Source organism: Tropicibacter naphthalenivorans, from assembly GCF_900176475.1.
GTDB classification, from domain to species: domain Bacteria; phylum Pseudomonadota; class Alphaproteobacteria; order Rhodobacterales; family Rhodobacteraceae; genus Tropicibacter; species Tropicibacter naphthalenivorans.
The window spans coordinates 744,620-759,095 of record NZ_FWXX01000001.1; the positions used below are offsets into that span (position 1 = coordinate 744,620).

The following is a 14,476-nucleotide window of genomic DNA, read 5'->3' on the forward strand; positions in this document are numbered from 1 at the left end:
CGCGGCATGGAACATACGCGCGAATCCGGTTTGCCCTTTATGAAGATGCACGGGCTGGGGAACGACTTTGTCGTGATCGACACCCGTGTGCATGACGTCGACGTGACCCCTGCCCTGGCGATGGCCTTGGCGGATCGGCACATGGGCGTCGGCTTTGACCAGCTTACCCTGATCGGCAAGGGGGACGGCGACGCGCATCTGACGTTTTTGAATTCGGATGGGTCCGGGTCGGCGGCGTGCGGCAACGCCACGCGCTGTATTGCGCGGCACATCATGGATGAGACCGGCAAGACAGAGCTGACCCTGACCACGGATCGCGGGGTGTTGCGGGCTGTTGACATGGGGAACCGCCTTACTTCGGTGAATATGGGCCCGCCGCAACTGCGCTGGGATGAAATCCCGCTGGCCGAGGACATGGACACGCTGGAATTGCCCATCGAAGGCGGCCCGACCGCCACCGGCATGGGCAACCCGCATTGCACGTTCTTCGTGGACAACGCCGAGGCGATCCCGCTGGAGCAATTCGGTCCCCGGTACGAGCATCACCCGCTGTACCCGCAGCGCACCAATGTGCAGGTCGCGAGCCTCATTGGGCCCGATCACCTGCGGATGCGGGTGTGGGAACGCGGCGCGGGGCTGACGCTCGCCTCTGGGTCGTCTTCTTGCGCCACTGCTGTCGCCGCCGCGCGCCGGGGCCTGACAGGGCGCAAGGTGCGGATTGATCTGGATGGCGGCACGCTGCACGTGGACTGGCGCGAGGATGGCGTCTGGATGACCGGCCCCACCGCGCATGTCTTTACCGGCGTGCTGACGCCCGACTGGCTCTCGCAGGTCTAAGCCCATGAAACCGCCCAAGTTCACCACCCTCGGCTGCCGTCTCAACGCGTATGAGACCGAAGCGATGAAGGCGCTCGCCGAAGCAGCCGGCGTCGACAATGCGGTTGTGGTGAACACCTGCGCCGTCACGAATGAGGCCGTGTCCAAGGCCCGCAAGGAAATCCGCCGCCTGCGCCGGGAAAACCCCGACGCCAAGGTGATCGTCACCGGCTGCGCGGCGCAGATCGACCCCGACAGTTTCGCGGCGATGGCAGAGGTCGACCACGTCATCGGCAACACCGAAAAGATGTCGCCGGACACGTGGGCGCAGCTTGGCCCGAACTTTATCGGCGACACAGAGGCCGTGCAGGTCAACGACATCATGTCCGTGACCGAAACGGCGGGGCACCTGATCGACGGCTTTGGCACGCGGAGCCGCGCCTATGTGCAGGTCCAGAACGGCTGCGATCACCGCTGTACGTTCTGCATCATCCCCTATGGCCGGGGGAATTCGCGGTCGGTCCCTGCGGGCGTTGTGGTCGATCAGATCAAGCGCCTCGTGCAGCAGGGCTATAACGAAGTGGTCCTGACCGGCGTTGACTTGACCTCTTGGGGGGCCGACCTGCCCGGCGCGCCGCGCCTTGGCGATCTGGTGATGCGCACCCTGCGGCTGACCGACGTGCCGCGCCTGCGGATTTCGTCGATCGACTCGATTGAGGCCGACGAGAACCTCATGCAGGCCATCGCCACCGAGCCGCGCCTGATGCCGCATCTGCACCTGTCCTTGCAGCACGGCGACGACCTGATCCTCAAACGGATGAAGCGCCGCCACCTGCGCGACGACGCGATCCGGTTCTGCGAAGAGGCGCTGCGGCTGCGCCCAGAGATGACCTTTGGTGCCGACATCATCGCGGGCTTCCCCACGGAAACCGATGCGCATTTCGAGAATTCCTTGCGCTTGGTGCAGGACTGTCAACTGACGTGGCTGCATGTGTTCCCCTATTCGGCGCGCCCCGGCACCCCGGCGGCCAAGATCCCCTCCAAGGTCGATGGCAACGTCATCAAGGACCGCGCGGCCCAGCTGCGCGCCGCAGGGGATGCCGCCGTTCAGCGCCACTTGGCCGCGCAGGCGGGGCGCACCCACGCCGTCCTGATGGAAGCGCCCGACATGGGCCGGACCGAGCAATTCGCCGAGGTCAGCTTTGCCACGCCGCAACCCGTGGGGCAGATCATTCAGACGGTGATTACCGGGCAAAAAGGCACGCAACTGACCGCCTGAGGCCCCTATCGGAGCGCGCAAAATGTATCCCACGCCGATCTTCCGCCAGACCGACACGCAAGACGCATTGGCCTTTGCCCGTGCGCGCGCCTTTGGTGTCTTGGCCGCCTCGACCGAGGGCGCGCCGATCCTGTCGCATGTGCCGTTCCTACTGGCCGAGGATGGTGCCAGCGCCGATATGCACCTGCTGCGCTCCAACCCGATCTGTACGGCCACCGGCCCCGTGACGCTGATGGTCTACGGCCCGGACGGCTACCTGTCACCCGACTGGTACGAAGTCGACGCGCAGGTGCCCACGTGGAACTATAGCGCCGTGCACCTGACCGGGCGGCTCGAACGCTTGCCCGACGACGTCCTGCCCGAGATGCTGGATCGCCAGTCGGCGTTCTTTGAGGAGCGTCTGCGCCCCAAAGCCCCGTGGACCATGGACAAGATGCCCAGCGATGCGGCGGCGCGGATGATGCGCATGATCCTGCCCTTCCGCCTGCATGTGGGCGACGTCCAGAGCGTTTTCAAGCTGAGCCAGAACAAGCCCGACGACGTGCGCCTGCGCGCTGCGGACCGCGTGGGCGAAGGCTTTGGTCTGGGTCTGGACGCCCTCGCCCCGATGATGCGCGACGCCAAGTAGGCCCCAAACATTTGCACCCCGCGTCAAAATCGGCCAAGACAGGCGGATGAAGATCCAGACCCAAGCGCTTTTCGTCCATCTGTTCACCGCCACCGGCGCGGTGTTCGCCATGCTTGCCATGCTCGAGGCCGCCAACGGCGACTGGCCGATGATGTTCCTGTGGCTGGTGATCGCCTTTGTGGTGGACGGGATCGACGGCCCCTTGGCGCGCAAATATGACGTCAAAACCAACGCGCCCCGGTTCGACGGGGTGCTGCTGGACCTGATCATCGACTACCTCACTTATGTGTTCATCCCGACCTTTGCGCTGTTCCAGAGCGGGCTGTTGCCGGGCTGGACGGGCTGGGTCGCGATCATCGTGATCACCTTTGCCAGCGCGCTGTATTTCGCCGATAACCGCATGAAAACCGCAGACAATTCGTTCAACGGCTTTCCGGGATGCTGGAACATGCTGGTGCTGGTCCTGTTCGCGATCCGCCCCGATTTCTGGGTGATCCTCGCGCTGGTGGCGCTGCTGTCGGTGGCGATGTTCCTGCCGCTCAAGTTCATTCACCCGGTGCGCACGGAACGCTGGCGCGCGGTGTCGCTGCCCATCGCCCTGGCGTGGACGTTCTTTGCCGGCTGGGCGGCGTGGGTCGAGTTCCACCCCGAAAGCTGGGCGCATTGGGGGCTGATCGCGACCTCGGTCTACTTGATCTTTGCCGGGATCGCGCAGCAGGTCATTCCCGCGCGATCCCGCTAAACTTAAAGCCCCGCGTTACAGCCCGCGCACCGCAGGATAGCTCTCGCGGTAGGCGGCGTAGGCGTCGTCATAGGCACCGCGCAGGGCCGCCACCGGTTCGATCGTTTCCGCCACAGCCGGGCGCGCCATGATGTCCTCGACACTGCCCGCACCGCTGCCGACCATCGCCAGACGGGCCGCGCCAAGCGCCGCGCCAAAGTCGCCCGCCTGAGGCAGCTCCAGCGGCAGGTCCAGCAGCGTCGCAATCGTCTGCACCCAGAACCGCGAGGCCGCGCCGCCACCAATCGCCAACAGGTTGTCGAGCTGCGCGCCAGACGCCTTCAAAGCCTCGGCACTGTCGCGCAGGGCAAAAGCGACGCCTTCCATCACCGCTTGGGTCATCGCCTTGCGGTCATGCGCCACGTCGATGTTCAGGAACGCGCCCCGGATGCGGCTATCGTTGTGCGGCGTGCGCTCGCCCGACAGATAGGGCAGGAACCGCAGGCGTTCCGGCCCGGTGATCGTGTCGCCAAGCTCGCGCGACAGATCGGCGGGCGCGGCCCCCGTCACCCGCGACAGCCAGTTCAGCGAATCCGTCGCCGCCAGGATCACCCCCATCTGGTACCACTGCCCCGGCACCGCGTGGCAGAAGGTGTGCACGGCGCTTTCCGGCAGCGGCGCATAGCCGTCCCGCCCGGTCAGCAGCACGCCCGAGGTGCCAAGGCTGACAAAGCCCGCCCCCTCGCGCATCGCCCCCACACCGCAGGCCGCCGCCGCGTTGTCGCCCGCGCCGCCCACGACGACGACGCTATCGGACATGCCCCAACGCTTGGCCAGCTCGCCGCGCAGGGTGCCGCCAACCTCAGAGCCTTCGACGAGGGTCGGCATCTGGCTCGCCTGCATCTCGCCCGCCGCCAGCAGCGTGTCGGACCACGCACGCTGCCCCACGTCCAGCCAGGACGTCCCGGCGCTGTCCGACATATCGGCAAAGAACCCGGCGGTGAGGAAAAAGTTCATGTAGGCAGCAGGCAGCAAGACCTTGGCGATCTTGGCGAAAACCTCGGGTTCGTTGCGCTTGACCCACATCAGCTTGGGCGCGGTAAAGCCGGGGAAAACGATGTTCCCCGACAGTTGGCGCACCCCGTCGATCCCGTCGAGCAAGGCCGCCTCTTCGTGGCTGCGGGTGTCGTTCCACAGGATGCAGGGGCGCAGGACCTCGCCCTTGTCGTCCAGCAGGGTCGCGCCGTGCATATGGCCCGACACACCGATGCCGCGCACCTGCGCCATGGCATCCGCGTGCTCGGCGGCGAGCTTGGTCATGACCGTGTCGACGGCGGCGACCCAATGCGCCGGGTCCTGCTCGGACCAACCGGGGTGCGGGTGGCTGACGCCATAGGCGTGCGCCTCCGAGGCGACCGGCAGGCCGGCCATATCCACCAAAAGGGCGCGCAGCCCCGACGTGCCCAGATCAAGTCCCAGAAACATAGCTAATCTCCCGCTGTTAGCGCGATCATTAATCAGCGCTAAGGCCGAGTGTCAAACTCCAAGGCGGGACGGTGGGCGGGGCGATGTTCCGCAGGGACGAGCGCCGGACAGCGTCTAGCCCGGGAAATGGCAGGCCACTTGGTGACCCGCTCCGTCCAAAGCGGGCGGCACGTCCCGGCAGACCGCTGCCGCCTTGGGGCACCGCGCGGCAAAGGCGCAGCCCGGTGGCGGCGCGCTGGGACTGGCTGGATCGCCGCGCAGGCTAAGGGGGCGCTTGAACCCACGCGACCGCCGCCGCCCAAGGCTCGGGGCCGCCGCCAACAGCGCCTGCGTATAGGGGTGCTGCGCCCGTGCGAACAGATCGCCCACCGGCGCGCGTTCGACGATCTGCCCCAGGTACATCACCGCCACCTCGTCGCAGACATGGCGCACCACGCCCAAGTCATGACTGATGAACAGATAGGCCAAGCCCAACTCGGCCTTGAGCCGCGCCAGCAGGTTCAAAATCTGCGCCTGAATCGCCACGTCCAGCGCGCTGACCGGCTCATCACACACCAGCAGCTTTGGCCCCGGAGCCAGCGCCCGTGCGATGGAAATCCGCTGCCGTTGCCCGCCAGAGAATTGATGCGGGAACAAGGCCATTTGGTCTTCGCGCAGGCCCACCTTGGCAAAGAGGTCACGCACCCGCGCGCCCCGCTCGGACACCGAGCCAACGCCCAGCAGGTCCAACGGCTCTCGCACGATGTCCCCCACCCGCGCGCGCGGGTTGAGCGAGGAATAGGGGTCTTGGAAAATCAGTTGGATATCGCGCCGCCGCGCCCGCATCTGCGCCGCATCCAAGCCCAAAAGGTCGGTCCCCTCGAACAGCACCTGCCCTGACGCGGCCTCTTGCAGCCGGATCGCTGCCATGGCGGTGGTGGTCTTGCCCGAACCGCTTTCGCCCACGATCCCAAGGGCGCGCCCCTCGGCCACGTCAAAGCTGACCCCGCGCACCGCTTGCAGAACGGGTCGGGGGGCAAAGGGCCGGGGCCGTGGCAAGGGAAATTCGACCCGCAGATCGCGCACCTGCATCAGGCTCATACCCAGCCCTCCTGCGCGCCGAAGCAGGCGACGGAATGCGCGCCGCCTTGCAACTCTGGCCGCGCCAACCGGCAACCTTCGCGCACATGCGCGCAGCGCTCGGCAAAGGCGCAGCCCGCCCCCAGCAAGTGCAACGGCGGCACCACGCCGGGGATTTCCGCGAGCGCGCCGCCATGGTCCACCGACGGGATGCAGCCGATCAGCCCACGCGTATAGGGGTGGCGCGCCGCGTCCAGCACGTCATCCGCCGCCCCGCTTTCGATCACGCGGCCTGCGTACATCACCGCCACGCGGTCGGCCATTTCCGACACCGCGCCCATGTCGTGGGTGATCAACATAATCGCCACGCCAAAATCGCGCTGCATCTCGTTGAGCAGATCAAAGATCTGCGCCTGCACCGTCACGTCGAGGGCGGTCGTCGGCTCATCGGCGATCAAGACCTTGGGGCGGCACGACACCGCCATGGCGATCATCACGCGCTGCCGCATCCCCCCCGACAGCTGGTGCGGATAGTCCTTTGCCCGCGCCGCCGCCGACGGGATGCCGACGCGGTCCAGCAGGGCCACCGCCTGTGTCCACGCCTCGCTGCGGGTCATGTCTTGGTGCAGCAGGATGGCCTCGGCGATCTGATCGCCCACGGTCAGGACGGGGTTGAGCGAGGTCATCGGCTCCTGAAAAATCATCGCGACCTCGGCCCCTCGGACCGCGCGCAGGCGGGCCTCGGAGGCGTGGGTCAGGTCTTCGCCTGCCAATCGCACAGCGCCGCCCGCGATCCGCCCCGGCGGGCTGGAGATCAGCCCCATGACCGACAGCGCGGTGATCGACTTGCCGCAGCCGCTCTCGCCCACCACGGCCAAGGTTTCCCCGGCGTTCAGGCTCAAGGACACCCCATCAAGGGCCGTCACCGCCCCGTGCCGCGTCTGAAACGTGACGCGCAACTGGTCGATCTGCAAAAGGCTCATCGCGACCTCAGTTTCGGGTTGAAGGCGTCGTTGAGGCCATCGCCGACAAGGCTCACCGACAGCACCGTCAGGAAAATCGCAAGGCCCGGAAAGGTCACCGGCCACCACGCATCGAGGATGTATTCGCGGTTCGCCCCGATCATCAGCCCCCAGGACATGACGTTCGGATCGCCGAGGCCCAGAAAGGACAAGCCCGCCTCGAACAGGATCGCCACACCCACGGTCAGCGTCGCCGAGACGATCAGCGGCGGCGCGGCGTTCGGCAGGATCACCCGCCACATGATGCGCCCGTCCTGCGCGCCGATGGCACGGGCGGCGGTGACATACTCCAACTCCTTGATGCGCAGGAACTCGGCCCGGGTCAGGCGCGCGGTCTGCGGCCAGCTGACGACGCCAATGGCCAGGGCAATGGTCCAGAGCGAGGGCGAAAACAGCGTCACCAAGACCATGGCAAACAGCAGCGCCGGGAGGACTTGAAAGAACTCGGTGACCCGCATGAGCAGCGTATCGACCCAGCCGCCGAAATACCCCGCCAAAGCGCCCAAGGCGATGCCGATCCCCATGGTGATCAGCGCCGCCACAGCCCCCACGGCCAAGGTCGGCCCGCCCCCCGCCAGCAAGCCCGCGACGATGTTGCGGCCAAGGTAATCGGTGCCCAAGGGGAACTCTGGCGTCACACCGGGCGGCTCATGCGGGGCCCAGACGATCTCGAACGGATCGCCTTGGTAGACCAGCGCGCCCCAAAGGACCGCCGCGACGATCCCGGTCAGGATGACCAGCCCCATGAGCGCCGGGATGTTGCGGCGGAACATGCGCCACGCCTCGCGCGTGGGGGTTTCAGGGGCGGCTTGGGTCATGCGCCCCCCCGCAGGCGTGGGTCGGCCAGCCGATAGCTGAGGTCCGTCAGGATATTGGCGACAACCACCATGGCCGAGGCAAAGAACAGCACGCCCATAATGGTCGGATAATCGCGCCGCAGGATGGAATCAAAGGCAAGCCGCCCCATCCCCGGCCAGTTGAACACCGTTTCCACCAGCAAAGCCCCCGAGATCAGGTTGCCAAACTGCAAGCCCGCCACCGTCAGGATCGGCAGCGCGGCATTGCGCAGGGCGTGGTGGAACAGCACGGTGCGCTCAGGCGTGCCCTTGGCCCGCGCGGTGCGGATGTAATCGGCGCCCAGCACCTCCATCATCGAAGCGCGCGACAGCCGCGCGTATTGCGCCAGATAGATGATCGCGAGGGTAAAGGCGGGCAGCACAAGGTGATGGGCGATGTCGGCGGCGCGGATGATCCACGGCGCATCGCGCAACTTGATCGAGGCCATGCCTTCGACCGGGAAAACCGGCAGCACACTGGCAAAGAGGATGATCAGCATGATCCCGGTCCAGAACACCGGAACGGCGTAGCCGATGGTAGCAAAGACAGAGACCAGACCGCTCAGCAGCCCCGACGGCTTGCGCGCCGCCAACACGCCCAAAGCGGTGCCGATCACGATCGACAGCACCTGCGCCGAGAGCACCAAAAGGATCGTCGGCCCGATGCGCTGCGCGATCAGGCTGACCACCGACTGGTTAAAGAAAAAGCTCTGCCCCAGATCGCCGCGCAGCACGTTGCCAAGGTAAATGCCAAGCTGCACGATCAAAGGCTCGGTCAGGCCATAGTCCTGGCGGATGGCTGCGAGCATCTCTTCACTCGCGCCGCCCATTTCCCCGGCGATCACCACCGCGGGATCGCCCGGCGCCATCCGGATGAGCAGGAAATTCAGCACGACCACGCCCAGCATCAACAGCGCGCCATAGACCAGCCTTCGGATCAGAAAACTGGTCATGCGTCACGCACCCAAATTCCTTGCAAGGAATTTGCAAAAGTCTTGAAAGACTTTTGGCCGCGCGCCGTCATTCGCCCCAAGACACCATATCCATCGGGTGCAACGTTCCCCAGATGCCGTTTGGCACGTTTTGCAGACGTTTGTCATAGGCCGTGTGATAGGGCAGCGCGTTGATCCAGTAGACCGGCACATCCGTCGCCACGATCTGCTGGAACTCGGCATAAAGCTCGGCGCGCTTGGCCTCATCCATCTCGACCGCCGCCGCGTTCAGCAGCTCATCCACCCGCGCGTTGCTATAACTTTGTGTGTTCGACCAGATCACGCCTTGGCGGATGTTGTCCGACAGGTACGTCCTGTGCACCCCGATCACCGGATCGCCCCAGTTGAACACAACATCCATCGTCAGCTCAAAGTCATGGCCGCCCACGCGCCCCGCCCACGTGGGAAAATCCGGGGCGGCGCGCACCGTCACCTCGATCCCGATCTTTTTCAACTGCGACTTGAGGTATTCCGCCACGGTCTGCTGCTGCTCTTTGGGGCCGGGGATGTAATCCACCGTCAGCTCCATCCCGTCCGCAAAGCCCGCCTCGGCCATCAGCGCGCGCGCCTTGTCCAGATCGACCTTATACTCGGGGATCGTCTCGTCGAAGAAGGGCGAGCTTTCGATGATCGGCCCGCGCTGCGGTTTGGACACCCCGCGGTGCAGCGCCTTGGTGATGAACCCGCGGTCCACCGCGTAGGCAATCGCCTGACGCACCCGCACATCCGACAGCTTGGGCGAGGCGGTGTTAAACGCCAGCCAGTTGATCGGCCCGATGCCCGCGTAGCCCTCTGACGTGATTGCCAGATGGTCGACCTTTTCCAGACGGCGGATTTCCTGACTGCCCGCCATGAAGGGGTACATATCAGCCTCGCCATTCTCCATCGCGATCAACAGGGCCGAGCTGTCCTTGATGATGCGGACGATGATCTCGTCCAGCTTGGGGCGGCCTTCCATAAAGAAATTCGGGTTCTTTTTCAGGACGATGGCTTCGCCCGGCGTGAATTCGTCGAGCATGAAGGGACCAGAGCCGACAGGGGCCGAATTCGCCGGGTGGGACTTGGGGTCCTGGCCGTCGCCGAACACATGTTTCGGCAGCACCGGGGCCAGCGCGGGCGACAGCGCCAGCAGCAACGCCGGGTGCGGCTGGCTGAGGTGGATCACGACCGTTTGCGCGTCGGGGGTATCGATCGTCTCGACCGGGGCGAACATCGACTTGAACGGGTGGTGGTCCCGCGTGTTCATGATCGAAAAGGCCACATCTTCAGAGGTGATCGGCTGGCCATCGTGAAAGGTCGCCCCCTCGACAAGGTTCAGCGTCACGCTCAAGCCATCCTCGGAGGTCTCCCAGCTTTCCGCGAGATAGGGTTGCGGCTCCCAGGTCTCATCGTAGCGCAGCGGCGAGGCAAAGATCTGCGTCGACGGCAGGCCCGTCGCCAGCCCCGACTGCACCGATCCATTCAAATGCCGAGGCACCTGCGTCGAGGCAATCACCAGCGTTCCGCCGTCGGCATGGGCTATCGGCGCTGTCAACGCCGTTGCGCAAAGCACAGCCGCTTTTACTGCACGCATAAAGTAACTCATTGGTCGTTCCCCTCACCTTGCACGTTAGGGAAAGCGTACCCGTGACACCCGCCTCAAGAAACCATGTTTTCTAAGGCAGGGTGGAATATTTTTGTAGGCTACGCCTGATCTTGCGTCACAAGCGGCTGCAACGTCCCGCTTTCGACCACATCGCGGCAGGTCGACAGCACCGACTGCACCAGCGCCGAGCGTTCCGCCGTCAGGCTGTAGGCCACCCCGAACAGCGGCGAATCCAGCTTGCCGCAGATCGGCCGGGCGATATAGCCCCCCGCCCCGTCACGATCATGCACGCCGCAGATGTTCAGGATCGAAAAGCCAAAGTCAGCCGCCACCAGACCGCGCAGGACAAAGCTGGATTTCGTGGAGTGGGCAATGTCCAGATCCAGGCCGTTGTCCTCGAACAGCTTGCGGAAATAGGCGTTGGTGCCGGGCAAATCCAGCAGCACCATAGGCAGCTCGGCCAGCTCTGCGAGGGTGACGCAGTCCTGCTCGGCCAGCTTGGACGGATAGGGCAGCAGCGCCCAGGGCGGTGCGCGAAACAGCGGCTCAAAGGGCAAACGGTCAGAGGTCTGGCGGCGATAGGTCAGGGCCACATCGACTTCGCCGTCGGTCAGCATATCGTTGATCCGTTGCATGTCGCCTTCGCGCAGGTCGATGCGGATGTCGGGATAATCGGCGCGCAGCGCCTTGAGGATCGTCGGCAGAACATGCGGCGCGGCGGGGGCGTAACAGCCGATTCGCAACAAGCCGCCGGGCCGCCCGGTCAGACCGCGTAGGTCCGAATCCAAAACCCGCGCTTCGTCCAGAAATTTTTCCAGCCGTTCGCCCACGGTGCGGCCAAACTCTGTTGCCAGCAGCCCCTTGGCGGGGATTCGTCGGAACATCGGCTGGCCCAGATCGGCTTCGGCTTGGTCAATGGCTGAAACAACAGAACTTTGCGAGATGTTCAAAGCCTTGGCAGCTTTGGCGATACTGCCCTTTTGCAGGACGGTGGTGATGTATCGCATTTGCTTTAGTGTGAGATTCAAGGGTATTCACTATATTATATGTTCTTTTCACACATAGTAAAAAACATTTATTCAATGATCAAGATATGTCTTGAATTTGCGCACAGCTTAAGGCGTTCAAATATGTCACAAATCACCGTCTTTTCCGCTCGCAAGATCGTCACTTTGGACAGCACCTGCCCCGAGGCCACCCATATCGCCGTGCGCGATGGGCGCATTTTGGCGGTGGGCGGGGCAGACTGTGGCGACGCTTGGGGCGCGGTCACACAGGACGACCGGCTGGCCGACAGCGTGGTGATGCCCGGCTTCGTCGAAGGGCACGCGCATATGATGGCCGGGGCCATGTGGCAGTATGTCTATGCCGGGTTTCACGACCGCACCGATCCAGACGGCATGCTCTGGCCCGGACTGACGTCCCTGGACGCGGTGATCGACCGCCTCAAGACCCAAGAGGCCAAGCTGCCCGACGGTGCGCCCTTGGTGGCTTGGGGGCTGGACCCGATCTTTTTGCCGGGAGAGCGGCTGTCGCGCGCCCATCTGGATCGGGTCAGCACCACGCGCCCGGTGATGGTGATGTTCTCGAACCTGCACCTGCTGTGCGCCAACTCCGTCGCGCTCGAGATGGTCGGCTATGGCCCGCACACGCAGGCCGAAGGCGTGGTCAAAGGCCCAGACGGCACCCCCACCGGCGAGCTTCAGGAAATGGCGGCGATGTTCCCGGTGATGCGGCGGCTGAACGTCGATTTTCGCAACCTCAGCCTGACCGACCACGCGGTGCGCAGCTATGGCGCGGTGTGCCAGCGGGTGGGGGTGACCACCGCGACCGACCTGTATTCCACCATGGAAGAGGCGGATGTGGCGCGGATGATCACCTTGACCGACGCACAGGATTTCCCGCTTCGGCTGGTGCCCGCGCTGGGGGCGTCCGGCGCGCCGGAAACCATGTCCGAGCGGGGTTTGGCCCTGCGCGCGCGCTCGACCGACAAGCTGCGCATGGGCGCGATCAAGATCATGACCGACGGATCGATCCAAGGCTGGACGGCCCGCGTGTTGTGGCCCGGCTATATCGGCGGGCAGCCCAACGGCATCTGGAACACCGCGCCTGAGCAGATCCAAGCCCTCTGTCTGGAAATGCAGCGCGCCGGGCTGCCCATGCACATCCACGTCAACGGCGACGAGGCCTCCAAGGTGACTCTCGACGCGCTGGCCGCTGCCAAGGCCGCCCACCCGCGCCCCGGCCTGCGCCACACCTTGCAACACGCCCAGATGATGGACGCGGCGCAGATGGCCCGCGCCGCCGAGCTGGGGGTCTGCGTCAACCTTTTCGCCAACCACCTGTGGTTCTTTGGCGACCAGCACGCGGCGCTGACCATCGGCCCCGAGCGCGCCGCGCGGATGGATGCCTGCCGCAGCGCCTTGGACGCCGGTGTGCCGCTGGCGATCCACTCCGACGCGCCGGTCACGCCGCTGGCGCCGCTGTTCAGCGCGTGGTGCGCCGAGGCGCGGACCACCATGTCGGGGCAAGTCTTGGGCGCCGCGCAGCATCTGACGCGGGTCGAGGCCTTGCACGCCATCACCCTTGGCCCCGCCTTTTCGCTGGGTCTGGACGCCGAGATCGGCTCGCTCTCCCCCGGCAAGCGCGCCGATTTCGCGGTGCTGGACCAGTGCCCGCTAAGCGCGCCGGACCTGCGCGACATCACCGTGCGCGGCACGGTCTTTGGCGGCGTGCCGCACCTGCTATGACGCGCCTGCCCTCGAACCGCCTGCCTCTGACGGTGATCGGAGGCTACCTCGGTGCGGGCAAGACGACGCTGCTGAACCGCCTTCTGGCCGAAGATCATGGCCTGCGGCTGATGGTGATGGTCAACGACTTTGGCGCGATCAACATCGACGCGCAGCTCTTGCGCGCGCAGAGCAAGGACACGATCGAGCTGACCAATGGCTGCGTGTGCTGCACCATGGGCGCGGACCTGTTCATGGCCATCGGCGATGTGCTGGACCGCACCCCCCGCCCCGACCACCTGCTGATCGAAGCCTCGGGCGTCGCCGATCCCGCCCGCATCGCGCAGGCCGCCCTGACAGAGCCGGACCTCGCCTATGGCGGCACCGCGACGCTGATCGACGGTGTCACGTGGGGCACGCTGTCCCAAGACCCGCAGATCGGCCCGCAACTGCGCGCGCAGACTGACGTCGCGGACCTGCGCCTGACGACCAAGGTGCCGGCGGCTTTGCCGGGGACGCTGGCCCTCGAAGCCTTGGAAACCCTCGCGCCGCTGCTGCTGGGGCTGCGCCCGGTCGGCACGCCCACGCCCAGCGCGCCCCACCCCGCCTACAAAAACTGGCAAGCGGTCCAAGGGCCAACCCTCCCCGCCGACGCCCTCCGCACCCTGCTGGCGAACCGCCCCAAAGGTCTCTTTCGCGTCAAAGGCTGGCTTCCCCGGCCAGACGGCGGCACATGGGAAATCCACTGCGTCGGCCCCACCATCGACCTGCGCCCAGCGCCACCAACACAGACACACCTCATCGGCATCGGCCTCGCAGATGCCCTCACAGAGGCCGCCCTCACCGCTTGGTGGCCCGCCTGAAACGACAAAAGCCCGAGGCCCCCCTCAGGCTCTGCCAAACATAAAGTCACGCGAGATGCGGGACGGTGGGCGGGGCGTGTTGCGCAGCAAGAGCGCCGTCCCGCCGTCCGCCCAAACCAAGTCAGTCCTTGGCCTCAAGCGCATCCAACCGCGCCTTCAGCGCCGCATTCTCCTCACGCGCCTTCTGCGCCATGGCGCGCACCGCGTCGAACTCTTCGCGGGTGACAAAGTCGCGATCCGCCAGCCAGCGGTCCAGCATCGACTTCATCGCCGTCTCGGCTTCGGTCTTGGCACCCTGGGCGACACCCATGGCGTTGGTCATCAGTTGCGAGATATCCTCGAAAACCTTGTTGCGCGTTTGCATGGGGTCTCTCCCGGTTGAGCATTCGTGTTGCAAGTCTGTCCCCTATATGGGCACCTTCGCGCCGACGCTCAAGGTTGACTTCCCCAACGATCCAGAG

General features: G+C 65.4%; 14 protein-coding genes. 6 read left to right on the plus strand and 8 right to left on the minus strand.

The annotated features are described in order from the left end of the window. Positions 1-6 precede the first annotated feature (6 nt). From dapF to B9A11_RS03600, 4 genes are read left to right on the plus strand one after another with little or no spacing between them, the layout of a single operon-like run. Positions 7-837: a diaminopimelate epimerase gene (gene dapF / locus B9A11_RS03585; protein WP_058246394.1), complete on the plus strand. Its 831-nt coding sequence runs from the start codon at positions 7-9 to the stop codon at positions 835-837. Between the two features lie 4 nt (positions 838-841). Further along, positions 842-2,095, plus strand: coding sequence for a tRNA (N(6)-L-threonylcarbamoyladenosine(37)-C(2))-methylthiotransferase MtaB (gene mtaB / locus B9A11_RS03590; RefSeq protein WP_058245735.1), 1,254 nt, complete (start codon positions 842-844; stop codon positions 2,093-2,095). Between the two features lie 22 nt (positions 2,096-2,117). Continuing rightward, the gene (locus B9A11_RS03595; RefSeq protein WP_058245734.1) at positions 2,118-2,723 is read left to right on the plus strand and encodes an FMN-binding negative transcriptional regulator; all 606 of its coding nucleotides are present in this window, start codon (positions 2,118-2,120) and stop codon (positions 2,721-2,723) included. A 46-nt stretch (positions 2,724-2,769) separates the two neighbouring features. Beyond that, positions 2,770-3,465 carry a CDP-alcohol phosphatidyltransferase family protein gene (locus tag B9A11_RS03600; protein ID WP_058245733.1) on the plus strand — a complete coding sequence of 232 codons (696 nt, stop codon included), beginning with the start codon at positions 2,770-2,772 and terminating at the stop codon, positions 3,463-3,465. Between the two features lie 15 nt (positions 3,466-3,480). Here the strand turns inward: B9A11_RS03600 and xylB are convergent, their stop codons facing one another. The 7 genes from xylB to B9A11_RS03635 form a co-directional block, all read right to left on the minus strand. Further along, complete coding sequence (gene xylB / locus B9A11_RS03605) at positions 3,481-4,929, minus strand: xylulokinase (RefSeq protein WP_058245732.1); 1,449 nt, start codon at positions 4,927-4,929, stop codon at positions 3,481-3,483. Positions 4,930-5,043: 114 nt separating this feature from the next. Further along, the gene (locus B9A11_RS03610) at positions 5,044-6,009 is read right to left on the minus strand and encodes an ABC transporter ATP-binding protein (RefSeq protein ID WP_058245731.1); all 966 of its coding nucleotides are present in this window, start codon (positions 6,007-6,009) and stop codon (positions 5,044-5,046) included. Continuing rightward, positions 6,006-6,971, minus strand: a complete 966-nt coding sequence (locus B9A11_RS03615) for an ABC transporter ATP-binding protein (RefSeq protein WP_058245730.1) — start codon at positions 6,969-6,971, stop codon at positions 6,006-6,008. The genes B9A11_RS03610 and B9A11_RS03615 overlap by 4 nt, the downstream gene beginning before the upstream one ends. Further along, positions 6,968-7,828 carry an ABC transporter permease gene (locus tag B9A11_RS03620; RefSeq protein ID WP_058245729.1) on the minus strand — a complete coding sequence of 287 codons (861 nt, stop codon included), beginning with the start codon at positions 7,826-7,828 and terminating at the stop codon, positions 6,968-6,970. The genes B9A11_RS03615 and B9A11_RS03620 overlap by 4 nt, the downstream gene beginning before the upstream one ends. Next, positions 7,825-8,799: an ABC transporter permease gene (locus tag B9A11_RS03625; protein ID WP_058245728.1), complete on the minus strand. Its 975-nt coding sequence runs from the start codon at positions 8,797-8,799 to the stop codon at positions 7,825-7,827. Before B9A11_RS03625 ends, B9A11_RS03620 begins: the two co-directional genes overlap by 4 nt. 67 nt (positions 8,800-8,866) lie before the next feature. Continuing rightward, positions 8,867-10,411 carry an ABC transporter substrate-binding protein gene (locus B9A11_RS03630; protein WP_083499717.1) on the minus strand — a complete coding sequence of 515 codons (1,545 nt, stop codon included), beginning with the start codon at positions 10,409-10,411 and terminating at the stop codon, positions 8,867-8,869. 110 nt (positions 10,412-10,521) lie between these two features. Continuing rightward, entirely contained in the window at positions 10,522-11,451 is a 930-nt protein-coding gene (locus tag B9A11_RS03635; protein WP_143595783.1) for a LysR substrate-binding domain-containing protein, read from the minus strand. Positions 11,452-11,553: 102 nt separating this feature from the next. Here B9A11_RS03635 and B9A11_RS03640 point away from each other — a divergent pair, with 102 nt between their 5' ends. Together B9A11_RS03640 and B9A11_RS03645 are read left to right on the plus strand one after the other, a co-directional pair. Next, a complete protein-coding gene (locus tag B9A11_RS03640; RefSeq protein WP_058245725.1) occupies positions 11,554-13,173 on the plus strand; it encodes an amidohydrolase in 1,620 nt (539 codons plus the stop codon). Further along, complete coding sequence (locus B9A11_RS03645) at positions 13,170-14,015, plus strand: CobW family GTP-binding protein (RefSeq protein ID WP_058245724.1); 846 nt, start codon at positions 13,170-13,172, stop codon at positions 14,013-14,015. Before B9A11_RS03640 ends, B9A11_RS03645 begins: the two co-directional genes overlap by 4 nt. 121 nt (positions 14,016-14,136) lie before the next feature. On the opposite strand, the gene B9A11_RS03650 is transcribed toward B9A11_RS03645, so the two are convergent. Continuing rightward, positions 14,137-14,379, minus strand: coding sequence for an accessory factor UbiK family protein (locus B9A11_RS03650; protein WP_058245723.1), 243 nt, complete (start codon positions 14,377-14,379; stop codon positions 14,137-14,139). Positions 14,380-14,476 lie beyond the last annotated feature (97 nt).

What these genes read in the sequence shown, in the direction of transcription:
- dapF (WP_058246394.1), top strand. Translation starts at nt 7, where the DNA reads ATGGAACATACGCGCGAATCCGGTTTGCCCTTTATGAAGATGCACGGG.
- mtaB (WP_058245735.1), top strand. Translation starts at nt 842, where the DNA reads ATGAAACCGCCCAAGTTCACCACCCTCGGCTGCCGTCTCAACGCGTAT.
- B9A11_RS03595 (WP_058245734.1), top strand. Translation starts at nt 2,118, where the DNA reads ATGTATCCCACGCCGATCTTCCGCCAGACCGACACGCAAGACGCATTG.
- B9A11_RS03600 (WP_058245733.1), top strand. Translation starts at nt 2,770, where the DNA reads ATGAAGATCCAGACCCAAGCGCTTTTCGTCCATCTGTTCACCGCCACC.
- xylB (WP_058245732.1), bottom strand. Translation starts at nt 4,929, where the DNA reads ATGTTTCTGGGACTTGATCTGGGCACGTCGGGGCTGCGCGCCCTTTTG.
- B9A11_RS03610 (WP_058245731.1), bottom strand. Translation starts at nt 6,009, where the DNA reads ATGAGCCTGATGCAGGTGCGCGATCTGCGGGTCGAATTTCCCTTGCCA.
- B9A11_RS03615 (WP_058245730.1), bottom strand. Translation starts at nt 6,971, where the DNA reads ATGAGCCTTTTGCAGATCGACCAGTTGCGCGTCACGTTTCAGACGCGG.
- B9A11_RS03620 (WP_058245729.1), bottom strand. Translation starts at nt 7,828, where the DNA reads ATGACCCAAGCCGCCCCTGAAACCCCCACGCGCGAGGCGTGGCGCATG.
- B9A11_RS03625 (WP_058245728.1), bottom strand. Translation starts at nt 8,799, where the DNA reads ATGACCAGTTTTCTGATCCGAAGGCTGGTCTATGGCGCGCTGTTGATG.
- B9A11_RS03630 (WP_083499717.1), bottom strand. Translation starts at nt 10,411, where the DNA reads ATGCGTGCAGTAAAAGCGGCTGTGCTTTGCGCAACGGCGTTGACAGCG.
- B9A11_RS03640 (WP_058245725.1), top strand. Translation starts at nt 11,554, where the DNA reads ATGTCACAAATCACCGTCTTTTCCGCTCGCAAGATCGTCACTTTGGAC.
- B9A11_RS03645 (WP_058245724.1), top strand. Translation starts at nt 13,170, where the DNA reads ATGACGCGCCTGCCCTCGAACCGCCTGCCTCTGACGGTGATCGGAGGC.
- B9A11_RS03650 (WP_058245723.1), bottom strand. Translation starts at nt 14,379, where the DNA reads ATGCAAACGCGCAACAAGGTTTTCGAGGATATCTCGCAACTGATGACC.